Annotated in this window: 7 protein-coding genes and 2 pseudogenes; 5 read left to right on the top strand and 4 right to left on the bottom strand. The window is 66.7% G+C overall.

Annotation, left to right across the window (positions count from 1 at the left end):
- Nucleotides 1-1,026, top strand: a 1,026-nt coding sequence (locus tag G205_RS13865; RefSeq protein ID WP_235046922.1) for an HNH endonuclease, incomplete at its 5' end; no start/stop codon positions are given.
- 168 nt (nt 1,027-1,194) lie between these two features.
- On the opposite strand, the gene G205_RS13870 is transcribed toward G205_RS13865, so the two are convergent.
- From G205_RS13870 to G205_RS13880, 3 genes are all read right to left on the bottom strand, one after another.
- The gene (locus G205_RS13870; RefSeq protein WP_009358524.1) at nt 1,195-2,550 is read right to left on the bottom strand and encodes an ABC transporter substrate-binding protein; all 1,356 of its coding nucleotides are present in this window, start codon (nt 2,548-2,550) and stop codon (nt 1,195-1,197) included.
- A 275-nt stretch (nt 2,551-2,825) separates the two neighbouring features.
- Nucleotides 2,826-3,767 carry a carbohydrate ABC transporter permease gene (locus G205_RS13875; RefSeq protein WP_009358525.1) on the bottom strand — a complete coding sequence of 314 codons (942 nt, stop codon included), beginning with the start codon at nt 3,765-3,767 and terminating at the stop codon, nt 2,826-2,828.
- Complete coding sequence (locus G205_RS13880; RefSeq protein ID WP_009358526.1) at nt 3,757-4,701, bottom strand: carbohydrate ABC transporter permease; 945 nt, start codon at nt 4,699-4,701, stop codon at nt 3,757-3,759. The genes G205_RS13875 and G205_RS13880 overlap by 11 nt, the downstream gene beginning before the upstream one ends.
- 363 nt (nt 4,702-5,064) lie before the next feature.
- Between G205_RS13880 and G205_RS13885 the strand changes: the two genes are divergently transcribed.
- The 4 genes and pseudogenes from G205_RS13885 to G205_RS13900 all read left to right on the top strand — a co-directional run bounded on the left by G205_RS13885 (nt 5,065) and on the right by G205_RS13900 (nt 10,815).
- Complete coding sequence (locus G205_RS13885) at nt 5,065-6,360, top strand: ABC transporter substrate-binding protein (RefSeq protein WP_035753123.1); 1,296 nt, start codon at nt 5,065-5,067, stop codon at nt 6,358-6,360.
- A gap of 42 nt (nt 6,361-6,402) precedes the next feature.
- The gene (locus G205_RS13890) at nt 6,403-7,545 is read left to right on the top strand and encodes an acetylxylan esterase (RefSeq protein WP_009358528.1); all 1,143 of its coding nucleotides are present in this window, start codon (nt 6,403-6,405) and stop codon (nt 7,543-7,545) included.
- A gap of 31 nt (nt 7,546-7,576) precedes the next feature.
- Nucleotides 7,577-9,650 (top strand): annotated as a pseudogene (locus G205_RS13895) (DUF6807 family protein).
- Nucleotides 9,647-10,815, top strand: a pseudogene (locus tag G205_RS13900) (M24 family metallopeptidase). Before G205_RS13895 ends, G205_RS13900 begins: the two co-directional pseudogenes overlap by 4 nt.
- 254 nt (nt 10,816-11,069) lie before the next feature.
- Here G205_RS13900 and G205_RS13905 read toward each other — a convergent pair.
- On the bottom strand, nt 11,070-12,521 hold the full coding sequence (locus G205_RS13905; protein WP_009358529.1) for an aldehyde dehydrogenase (NADP(+)): 1,452 nt from the start codon (nt 12,519-12,521) through the stop codon (nt 11,070-11,072).
- Nucleotides 12,522-12,534 lie beyond the last annotated feature (13 nt).

Raw genomic sequence — 12,534 nt, forward strand, 5'->3', positions numbered from 1 at the left:
TTGGTCGTGAAGGAGACAGCCTGCCTGACCGTGGAGGACCGAATGGCGGTGGACGAGGAACTCGCCGCGGACACCGCCGCCCTGGACGGTGCCGGGGACCGCGCCATCATCACCGCCGTCCGCGCGGCAGCGTACCGGCGTGACCCCCGGTCTGTCGCACGCAGGGCGGCGCATGCGGTGACGGAGCGGACGGTGTCGTTGCGGCCGGCGCCGGATGCGATGACGTACCTGACCGCGCTGATGCCCGTCGCCCAGGGTGTGGCCGCCTACGCCGTGCTGGTCCGGGAGGCCGATGGCGCCCGGGCGGGAGGGGATGAACGGTCCCGGGGGCAGGTCATGGCCGACACCCTGGTCGAACGCGTCACCGGCACCCGGGCCGGGATCACGGGTATCGACCTCCAGGTCGTGATGACGGACCGGGCCCTGTTCCAGGGCGACAGCGAACCGGCCAGGATCCCCGGCTACGGCATCATCCCCGCCGAAACCGCCCGCACCCTCCTCCTTGATCCCGAACGCACCGGTACCGAAGTCCATGACAGGCAGGACCTGGCCCTCTGGATCCGCCGGCTCTACACCGCACCCGGAACGGGCGAGCTTGTCGCGATGGACTCCCGGGCGCGGCTCTTCCCGGCCGGGCTCAAACGGTTCCTCCAGGTCCGGGACGACACCTGCCGCACGCCCTACTGCGACGCGCCGATCCGCCACCACGACCACATTCTCAGCTGGGCCAACGGCGGAACCACCACCGCAGGCAACGGCCAGGGGCTTTGCGAGGCCTGCAACCACACCAAGGAAACCCCCGGCTGGTCGGCAAAACCACTCCCGCTGCCCGGCCTCCGGCACACAGTCGAAATGCGCACCCCCACCGGCCACACCTACCACTCCACCGCACCGCCCTTGCCGGGAACACCCTGGTCAGCTGTGGATCTGTGGGCCATCCATACTCGCAGCCCTGGATCACTACCGCCTCCTGCGGCGGTGAAGAACGGGGTCCAGGTGCTGGGACGGGTCATCCAGCCGGCATGACCTTGACCTATCGAGCATCACTCACCCACAAACAGCTCCGTCTTAAACAGCTCCGTCCCGGAAGGAACCCGTGGTTCCTGCCGGGACGGTGCTGCCACCCGCCGTCGGACGCTGTGGGCGGAGGAGGCTTCCACCCAACTGTCCGGAGCCGTGTTGGCGGTGTGGGGTCTAGCTGCTGATGGCCGACTTCATTTCGTCATGGGCCTTCTTGCCTGCTTCTTGCGGGGACAGCCGTTCGAAGAGGACTTCCGAGGTGTACCGCTTGATGATCTCCTGGATGGAGCCTGCGCCCTTCGGCGGCGGTGCCGGAGCCTCGCCAAGTTCATCCTTGATCTGGTCGATGAACTTGACCACCTTGACGTCGGCGGGGGTCAGCTTGGGCTCGATGGCTGCCCGGACTTCGGAGTTCGGGTAGACACCGCGGTCGGCCAGGAGGGTTTCGCCGGCCTTGACATCGTTTGCCAGGAAGTTGATGAACTTGGCCACTTCCTCAGGGTGCTTGGTGCGTGAGGAGGCTGACCAGAACTGGGATGCCTTGTACCAGAGCCCGGCATCGGCGGCGTCACCGGTCTTGGTGGGGAACCGGAGGATCTTCAGGTCGCCACCGGAAGCCTTCTCCAGTGCGGGTGCCTGGTTGGACCACCAGAAGGCCAGGGCGTTCTTGCCCGTTGCCAGTCCGCTCTGGTCAAGCGGCGCGGCTTCGGCCTCAACCACCTCGGATGCGGTCGGCACCGCCTTGTTCTCGCTCAACTGCTTCAGGTTGGCCCACCAGCCGGCGATATCGGCGGGCTCAAAGCCCAGCTTTCCATCAGATGTGTAGAGGGACTTTCCGTCCTGGCGGAGCCAGACACCCAGCGAGGCCTCGTCGGTGCCGTAGGCTGCAGCACCGTAGGTGCCCTTGGGCGACTTCTCCGTGATTTCGGCGGCGATGCGGCCGAAGTCCTCCCAGGTCCAGGTGGAGTCATCCGGCAGCGGAACGCCGGCGGCCTCGAAGACAGCCGGGTTGGCCAGGATGGTGGCGGCATTGATGCCGGCGGCAATGCCCGTCAGTCCGTCTTCGCTCTTGCCGGCGTTCAGGGCGGCTTCATCTAGCTTGGAGGTGTCAATGTCGTACTTCGACAGGTCCAGGAGGGCGCCGCGGCTTGAGTACTCGGTGATGTACTTCTCGTCCATCTGGATGATGTCCGGGGCGTCATTGGCGGCCACCTGGGTAGCCAGCTTGTCCCAGTAGCCGCTCCAGTCGCCGAACTCCGGCTTGATCTTGATGTTCGGGTTCTCGGCCTCGAACTTCTTGATGGCTTCCTGGGTCAGCTGGGCGCGCTTGTCGCCACCCCACCACGAGAAGCGCAGCTCAACAGGGCCGTCGTCACTTTGCGCACTTCCTCCGCCGCCACATGCACTGAGGGCCATGACGACGGCGGCGGCCGCGGCCACCACGCCGGTCTTGCGGATGCGGCGGGCTGCGCCGGAGGATGAATTTTCTGCCTGCCTCTCAGCAGATGCAGAACGGGGGAAAAACGGCACTTGGTACTCCGATCTTCGTTGATCTTGATGCTGGGGATTTGTGTGGGAATCGGTTCCGCTCTGCAGGATACGAGGGAACTGCATCCGGCGCCGGGAAAACGCTTTCTGCATCTAATGCTACAAGTGTACGACTTGTAATACAAGACATTGGATGGGGAGTTTTCGAAAGTCCGCCGGGACGGCCGAACGGCCCGCCACGGGGACGGGCCGTTCAAATGTGATGCCGGCGCCGGGTGCAGAACCACGGGTTATGGGGTTCTGCGGCAGGGCTGGGCCTACTTGATGCCGGTGGTGGCGATGCCCTTGATGAGGAACCGCTGGCCAAACAGGAAGACCAGGAAGACAGGCAGGAGGGAGACGATGGACATGGCGAACAGCGATCCCCAGCTGGTGGCGGACTGGGAGTCCACGAACGCACGCAGGGCCACCGGCACCGTGAACATATCCGGGTCCGTGAGGTAGATCAGGGCGCCGAAGAAGTCGTTCCAGGTCCAGATGAACGTGAAGATGGTGGTGGTGGCCAGGGCGGGCACCATCAGCGGCAGGATGACCCGCAGGAAGATACGCGGGTGGCCGGCACCGTCGATCCGGGCGGCCTCATCGAGTTCGCGGGGAATACCGCGGATGAACTGGACCATCAGGAAGACGAAGAACGCGTCCGTGGCGAGCAGCTTGGGCACCAGCAGCGGCCAGAAAGTGTTCACCCAGCCAATCTGCGAGAACAGGATGTACTGCGGAACGATCACCACGTGGAAGGGAAGCATGATGGTCAGCAGCATGATGCCGAAGAACAGCTTCTTCCCCGTGAACTGCAGCCGGGCAAAGGCGTAGGCGGCCATGGAGCAGGAAATCAGGTTGCCCAGGATCGAGCCGATCACCACGATGGCCGAGTTGATCATGTAATGCCCGAACGGGTGGGTCAGGGCGGACCAGCCGTCCGTGTAGTTGCTCATTTCCAGGCTGTTCAGCCACAGGCCCGGCTCCCGGAAGATCATCTCGTTGGGACGGAGCGAGGAGACCACCATCCAGAGGAGTGGGTAGATCATCAGGCCGCCGGCGAGGATCAGGATGCCGTGCTTCATCAGCGACTTGCCGCGCTGGGCCCGGCTGAAGGCCAGGGTCCCGCGGGATTCACGGGGCTTGCGGTGGTTCGTAGGCTTACCGGCGTTCCCGGACTTCTTGTCCGAGGCGGGCAGCGTCTCCAGGTTAGTCGTCATAGAAAACCCAATACTTAGAAGCGATGAAGTTGATGGCGGTGAAAACACCGATGATGACCAGCAGGAACCATGCCATGGCCGACGCGTAGCCCATATCGAACTGGCCGAAGCCCTTTTGGTAGAGGTACAGCGTGAAGAACATCGTGGAGTCCGAAGGACCGCCGTTGCCGCCGGAGACGATGAACGCCTGCGTAAACGACTGGAACGAACCGATGATCTGCAAAACCAGGTTGAAGAAGATGATGGGGCTCAGCATCGGCATGGTGATCCGCCAGAACTGCTGGAGCGTGGTGGCCCCGTCCACCCTGGCGGCCTCGTAGTACATGTGCGGAATCTGCCTCAAGCCTGCCAGGAAGATGATCATGGGGGCGCCGAACGTCCAGACGTGGAGCAGGATGATGGAGCCCAGGGCGGTGCTGGGGTCCGAGATCCAGCCCGGGCCCTGGATGCCGAACATCGCCAGGACCTGGTTCACCAGGCCGGTGGTGCCGAAGATCTGCTTCCAAAGGATGGCCACAGCCACCGAACCGCCCAGCAGGGACGGCAGGTAGAACACCGAGCGGTAGAACGGCAGTCCGCGCAGGCCCTTGTCCAGGACCAGGGCGATCAGCAGTGCGACGGCGAGCTGCAGCGGAACGCCGATAAAGACGTAGGTGAACGTCACACCGAGCGAGTTGTGCAGCCGGGCATCGGTCAGCATCCGGGTGAAGTTGTCCAGCCCGGTCCATTCCGGCGGCTGAAGCAGGTTGTAGTCCGTGAAGGACAGGTAGAGGGACATCAGCATGGGGCCGATGGTGATGGCTACCAGGCCAACCAGCCACGGCAGCAGGAAGATGTACGCGGCTTTGTTGTCGCGGCCGTTCGCCTTCTTCTCCTCGGCAGTGGCTTTGCCCTTCCGCCGGGACAGAGTACTCAGTTCACTGATGGCGCTCACTGCAGGTGCCCCGTCGGGTACGGGCCGGCTGCGGCCGGCTGAAGTGCCGGACGCAGGGCCCTGGGTATGTGCTTCGCGGCCATGTGGTCTCCTTTGGTCATCGTGGCCTCCACGTTTTTGTCATCGCGGTGCGATGGTTGCGGGCACCTGTGGCGCCGGTTGTGAGGGCGAATCCGCAGAATCTGCGGAATGCGCTTGCCGAGCGCCGCCCGAGGTGCTGGATGAAAAGCGGCTCGCTACCAAAGTAAACGGTTTCTTGACTGATGTATAGCCCTTTGCTAATTTTTGAGAAAGCGTTTTCTGTAACCGGCATCACTCAACTCTAGAACAGTAGCTATGGAACACCAGCAAGGGGGCAGGACCATGAAGTTCGTTCGCAAAAGGTCAGTACTAGGAGTGGCGGCAGCCACCGCCAGCCTGGCCCTGGCCCTGACCGGCTGCGGCAGCAGCCCCCAGGCCGGAAAGGTGGGCACCGAAGAGGACCCGGTGACCATCCGCTTCGCCTGGTGGGGCAACGACTCCCGTGCCAAAACGACACTCGAGGTCATCAAGGACTTCGAGGCCGCCAATCCCACCATCAAAGTCCAGGGCGAGAACACCGAGTTCAGCTCCTACTGGGACAAGATGGCCACCCAGATTGCCGGGGGAACCACTCCTGACGTCTTCGCCATGAGCGGTTCCTACCCGAGCGAGTACGCCTCCCGCGGCGTGCTGCTTGACCTGGACACAGTAAAGGACCAGCTCGACACGTCGAAGTTCGCTGAAGGAACGGTGGACCTGGGCAAAATCGACGGCAAGCAGTACACCATCACCGCGGGCGTGAATGCCATGTCCATGGTGCTGGACCCCACTGTTTTCGAGGCAGCCGGCGTCCCCCTGCCGGATGATGAAACCTGGACCTGGGACGATTACGTCGACATCGCTGCGGAGATCACCGCAAAGTCTCCCGCCGGCACGTTCGGCACCACGCCGATGTCCAACGACTCCTTCGTTGCCGTCTGGGCCCGCCAAAACGGCGAGGAGCTCTACACGGAGGACGGAAAGAAGATGGGCATCAGTGAGGACACGCTCACCAAATGGTTCGAGCTCAATAAGAAGCTGATGGACACCGGCGGAGCGCCCTCGGCTTCGCAGACGGTGGAGGACGGCTCGGCCCAACCCGAGATGACCCTCATGGGCCAGGGCAAGCAGGCCATGAAGATTTCCTGGAGCAACCAGATGACCTCCTACTCCGGCGCTCCGCTGATGATGGTGAAGCTTCCCGGCGAAAGCAAGGCTCCCGGCACCTGGCTCCGCTCTTCCATGGAATACGCCATCTCCGCGAAGTCGCCGCAGTCCAAGGAAGCCGCGCTCTTCATCAACTACCTGGTCAACAACATGGACGCTGCCAGCAAGATCAAGAGTGACCGCGGCATGCCCGCCAACACCGAGCTGAAGGCCGGCATCACGCCCCTGCTGAAGGAAACCCAGCAGAAGGAAGCCGCCTACCTGGACCGGATCGCCGAGATGAAGATCGATCCGCCGAAGCCGTTCCCTGCGGGATCCTCCGCCACCATGGAAGTATTGAACCGTTACAACACCGATGTCCTTTTCGGGAAGGTTTCCGCGCGGGACGCCGCCAAGGGCGTTATCAACGAGGTCAACTCGAACCTGGGCTGACCATCCCGGCAGCACCGGCACAATCAGGAAGGAGGCAGGCCAGTGGAGACCGCTGCACGCCCCAGCGCCATCGGCGGGTTCGAGGACTGGCCTGCCTACATCCGCGAACAGCCACGCTTCGCCGCTGCGACGCCCGGCCGCCAGGAGCTTGCTGACGCGTTGGGAGTTCCAGGCACGTCCGGCACGCCCCGTGTGACGGTGGAGTGGGAGAAAACGTACGACGGCGTCACCACCTCCCAGCTCAGCTGGCAGTTGGGGTTCGGGCCGAGAACCACGGGCTGGCTGGTGAGGCCTGCCGGCGAACCCAGCGAACTGCCCGGAGTCCTGGCGCTCCATTGCCATGGCGGCAACAAATTCGGCGGGGCCGACCGGCTGGTCGAACTGCCGGACAACCACCCGTCCGCTGCCGCTGCCCGGGCGGGGCATTATGACGGCCGTGCCCTGGCAACAGAGACCGCCCGGAAGGGATTCGCCGTCCTGGCGCACGACACCTTCGCCTGGGGCAGCCGCCGCTTTAACCTCTCCACCCCGCCCTGGCGGACCGCCGCCGCGCTCGAGGCGTGGCGGGCGCAACGGCGGCAGGACGGCGTCGTGCCTTCGGCAGCGGATGATTACAACGCCGCGGCGGGATTCCACGAGGAAACGGTGGCCAAGACCGCAGGGTTGCTCGGTACCAGCCTGGCTGGCATGGTGGCCCACGATGACCTCGCTGCGCTGGACGTCCTCGCGGACCTTCCCGGCGTGGACCCGCATCGGTTGGGCTGCCTCGGTTTCTCCGGCGGCGGCGGACGGTCCCTGGCCCTCGCCGCACTCAGCCCCAGAATCAAGGCGTCGGTGGTGACCTGCATGATGACGACGTTCGAGTCGCTCCTGCCGGCCTACCTGGACGCCCACTCCTGGCTGCTGCAGACACCCGGACTGTGGAAGCTTGGCGACTGGCCCGAAATCACAGCCCGCTCGGACGCCTCGTTCCTGGTGCAGTACGCCCTGGCCGACGAACTCTTCCCCGAAGAGGGAATGCGCGAAGCCCACCGGATATTGGAGCGGCTGCACGCTGCCGGCAAGGGCGCCAGAACCCCGTACACGGGCAGCTTCTGGCCCGGCGGTCATGTGTTTACTGCCCCCATGCAGGAAGAAGCCACAGACTTCCTTGCCGCCAACCTCGCCCTCAAGACATACGCCTAATCCCTCAACACCCAGCCTGCAAGGATCCTTGATGACTCAACACTCCGCCACTGCCGAACACGGCCACAGCATTCCGGGTGCCGCGCCTGTTCCGGCTGCCGTTCCGCGCATCGCCCTGGTGGGCGTCCACGGCTTTGGCGAGCGGCACCTGGCCAACCTCGCCCGGCTGGAAGAGGCCGGCGTCCTGGAACTTGTGGCGGTGGCTGATCCCAACCCTCCGGCACCTGGCCGGCTCAAGGACTCGGTAGCCGTCTTTCCCGATTTGGACAGGCTGCTCGCCGCCCAATCCGCTGCCAACGCGCCTGCCGACGTCGTCATCCTTGCCACCCCCATCCAGACGCACGCGCCGCTGGCACTTGCCGCCCTGGGCGCAGGCATGGACGTCTACGTGGAAAAGCCGCCGGTTTCCTCGCTGGCCCAGTTCCAGGAGGTACTCGCCGCAGCGGACGCCGCAGGGCGGCTGGTCCAGGTGGGTTTCCAGAGCCTCGGCTCGCAGGCCCTGCCTGCCATCCGCAGCCTGGTGGAGTCTGGTGGCATCGGAGACGTCCTGGGTTTCAGCGCCAAGGGCCAGTGGGTCCGGACCAAGGCATACTTCAGGCGCTCCCGCTGGGCAGGAAAGCGGAGCCTGGACGGCACGGATGTGGTGGACGGCGTGGCCACCAACGCACTCGCCCATGCCGTAGCCACGGCACTGCGCCTGGCCGGCGCACACACGATGGCGGATGTCGCCGCCGTGGAAACAGACCTGTACCGGGCCCACGATACCGAGAGCGATGACACCTCGGTGATCCGCGTCCGCACCGCGCAGGGAGCCACCCTCCTCTGCGGCCTGACCCTCTGCGCACCGGAACAGCTGGATCCCTCGGTGACCCTGCACGGCACCCTGGGCGAGGTGACCCTGTTCTACACACGGGACGAGGTGGTCATCACCACCGCCGACGGCGAGCGCCGGGAGGCCTACGGCCGCACGGACCTGCTGGAAAACCTCCTCGCGGCCCGGTCCACGGGCGCGCCGCTGCTCTGCTCGCTGCCGGATACCGGTGCGTTCACCACTGTCCTGGAAGCCATCCGCACCTCCCCCGCGCCGCAGGCCATCCGGCCGGACCACATCACGTGGGAGGGTGCGGGCGACGACGCGCACCCCGTGGTGCACGGGCATCGCGGACCTTATCGAGCGTGCATCCAAGGCGCAGGCCACGTTTGCCGAGCTCGGGGTCCCCTGGGCCCGCCGGCTTCCGCCGGTCCGGAGCCTGACCGTTGACGGCACGGCCGTGGCGGATTACCAGGACGGCAGCCACATCCGCGCGGTGTCCTCCCCCCGCCCCTACCTGCACCCGGTCCGCACGCTCGGCGGCACCGTGGTGACGGACCACCAGCCGCTGGACCACGTGTGGCACCTGGGCGTCGGGGTGGCGCTGCAGGATGTGGACGGCGTCAACTTCTGGGGCGGCCGCACCTATACCCGGGAGGCGGGCCAGTACATCTGGCGGCCGGACCATGGCAGCATCGCCGTCACCGAAACGCCGGTTGAAGAGACCGCCGCTGTTTCCGGCAGCCCGGGCAGGCTGCGGGAACGCCTCAGCTGGAACGGCCCGGACGGCGCCCCGGTCCTGGCCGAGGACCGCACGTGGACCTGGGCCGGCGTCGGCCCCTCCGTCTGGAGCCTTTCCCTTGAGTTCGCCCTGTCCCCCGCCGGGAGCAAGCCGGTCAGCCTGGGCAGCCCCGGATCCAACGGCCGCCACGAGGGCGGCTACGGCGGCTTCTTCTGGCGGCTGCCGGAATGCCGGTACGCCACTGTATGGACGCCCGCCGGCAGCGGCGAAGCCGGAGTGCATGGCAGCGTGACCCGCTGGCTCGCCTGGGCAGGAAAGTTCGACGGCGGGAAGGACGCCACCCTGGTTTTCGTGGCGCCCCACGACGCCACGGACCCATGGTTCGTCCGCGTGGACGGCTACCCGGGCGTGGGCCAGTCACTGGCCTGGGACGCACCTGTCATCGCTGAACCCGGCAAACCGGTACGCCGGAAAATCACCGTCTTTGTGGCCGACGGCATCCTGGCCACATCCGATATCGACGCTTTGATCAACCAGGGGGACCCCGCATGACCCAGACAACCGCCGCAGCCGCCCCGCCGGCAGTCCCGGCATCCGCCACCGGCCAGGCCGGTTTCACGGCCGCCCGCGACGCCCGGGTTGCGCCCGCCTCCGCCGCAGACCGGGAGGTCAAGCGCCGCCGGGTGCTGGACATCCTGGATGCCGCCGGCCGGGATTCGCTGCTGCTGACCACGCACACGGCCCTTACCTGGTACCTGGACGGCAGCCGCGTCCACATCAGCCTTGCCGGCGACCCGATCGCCGCGGTGCTGGTGGACCGGACGGGCGACCACCTGGTGACCTTCAACAACGAGGCCGCGCGCATTGCGGCCGAGGAACTCCCGGCGGGCGTCTCCCTGCACACCGTCCCCTGGTACGGGAACCTGCACGAGGCTGCCGCCGCCGTCGGAACGTCCGCAGCAGCCGGGCAGCAGCCACTGGCCGAGGCTGAGGTCGCGGCCGAACTGCGGGCCGCGCGCCAGCAGCTGCTGCCGGGCGAAAGTGCCCGGTATGCCCGGCTCAGCGCTGAGCTGGCGGCGATCATGACCGACGTGCTGTCCGCAGCCCGGCCGGACACCACCGAATTCGGGCTGGTTTCACAACTGGCGGAGCGTGTGGTGGCCTCGGGGGCCGAGCCGCTGGTCCTGCTGTGCAACGGCAGTTCCCGGAGCGATTTCCGCCACCCGCTGGCCACGCACTCCCCCCTCGGCCGGCGTGCCATGGCCGTGGTCTGCGCCCGCCGCGACGGCTGGTAGCCAACATCACCCGCTGGGTGCGGTTCGACGCCGGCACCGCCGAAGAGCGCGACGCAGAGGCCCGGATCGCCGCGGTGGAGGCGGACATCTTCGATGCCACGGTCCCCGGCGCGCGGCTGGACCGGATCTTCACCGAAATCAAGGCCGCGTACGTCCACCACGGCTTCGGAATGGACCAGTGGGAACAGCACCACCAGGGCGGACCGGCCGGGTACGCCGGACGTGACCCGCGCGTCACGTCGTCCGCCACCGACACCGTGGTCCCGGGCCAGACCTTCACCTGGAACCCGTCCGGTCCCCGGGTGAAGATCGAGGACACCGTGCAGCTCACCGAATCCGGGCTGCAGGTCCTGACGGTCGACCCCCGCTGGCCTTCGACGGCGGTCAACGGGCTGCAGCGCCCCGTGACGCTCCAGCTGTAACAAAGGTGCAGGCAAGAACCCCGGAGCCGAACGGCTCCGGGGTTCTTCTCTGCCTGACGGCCGCTATCGACGCGCAAACCCACTGTCGACCCGCGCGTATTCTGGCGCACCCCATATTTGGGCGCGTCAGGGAATCTCCGCATCGGAGGAAAATTTGCGCGTCGCCAGCGAAAAACGCTCCCTCAGTGTTACCGGAGCCGCGGTAACAACTGAGGGAGCGTTTGTGCTCGTCCCGTATTAGGTGAGAGAGCGTTTTACGGAAGCACCAGCTCCCCGTCCACGCGGCGCGGGATGCGCAGCGGGTTCTCCTCGTGCAGGGCGGGGTGCAGCACGGATTCCGGAGCATCCTGGTAGGCGACAGGGCGCTGGAACCGGCGGACCGCCGTCGCGCCCACCGAGGTGAACAGCGATGTGGTGGCCGGGTACGGGCCGCCGTGCTGCTGGGCCCAGTTCACTGCTACGCCGGTGGGCCAGCCGTCGAACAGGACCCGGCCGGCAAGTTCGGAGAGCTGCTCCACCAGGGCGACGACGTCCTCGCCAGGCTGGGCGTGCAGGGTGGCCGTGAGGCTGCCGGGCACCTTGGCCAGCACCGCGGACAGCTCGGCCTGGTCCGTGTATTCGATCAGCATGGTGGTGGGGCCGAAGCACTCCTCCAGGAGCTGTTCTGGCCGTTCCAGCACCGCGGCCGCGGTGGTGGAGAAGACCACGGGCGCGGCACCGTTGGCGGCGGCGTCCTGGTCCACGCTGCCGCTGACCACCTCAACCCCGGGCACGGACGCGAAGCTCCGCAGACCGTCGGGGTAGGCCTCGGCGATCCTGCTGGTCAGCATGCCGGCGGCGGGCTTGTCCTTGCTGGCCTCGGCCACTTCCCGGGCAAAGGTTGAACCGGCCGGGATGAAGACCAGGCCGGGCTTGGTGCAGAACTGGCCGGCACCGAGGGTGAAGGAAGCGGCCAGTCCGGCGGCGAGCCGGCCGCTGCGTTCGGCCAGTGCTGCCGGGGTGATTACCACCGGGTTGAGGCTCCCCAGTTCCCCGTAGAACGGGATCGGATCGGGACGGGAGGTGGCCAGGTCGAAGAGGGCCCGTCCGCCCGGGATGGACCCGGTGAAGCCCACCGCCTTGATGGCCGGGTCCTGGACCAGGGCGGTGCCCACTTCCCGGCCGCTGACCAGCGCGAACAGGCCTTCGGGCGCACCCGCGGCACGCAGCGCCCCGGCCACGATCTCCGCTGTGCGCTCCGACAGCCGCAGGTGGCCCGAGTGGGCCTTGACGATGACGGAGCAGCCCACCGCAAGCGCGGAGGCGGTGTCGCCGCCGGCCACCGAGAAGGCGAACGGGAAGTTGGAGGCCGAGAAGACGGCCACCGGCCCGATGGGACGCAGGATGCGGCGAAGGTCCGGCCTCGGCGGGGTGGCAGCCGGGTCGGCGTGGTCGATGACGGCTTCCAGGTAGGAGCCCTCCGTGATGACCCGGGCGAAGAGCCGCAGCTGCCCGGTGGTCCGGGCGACCTCGCCGGTCAGGCGGGTGCTGCCCAGGCTAGTCTCCTCGTCTGCGATCTCCACCAGTTCGGCGGCGTTGGCGTCCAGCGCATCAGCGACGGCGGTGAGCCAGCTTGCCCGTTCGGCATCGGAGGCCGCGGCGGAGATCTTGGCTGCTGCCGTGGCAGCCGTGGTGAGTTCGGACAGGGAAAGCGTTGCAGTTGTCACGTCGGATACCTGT

The sequence above is a fragment of the Arthrobacter nitrophenolicus genome, assembly GCF_000332815.1.
Classification (GTDB): domain Bacteria; phylum Actinomycetota; class Actinomycetes; order Actinomycetales; family Micrococcaceae; genus Arthrobacter; species Arthrobacter nitrophenolicus.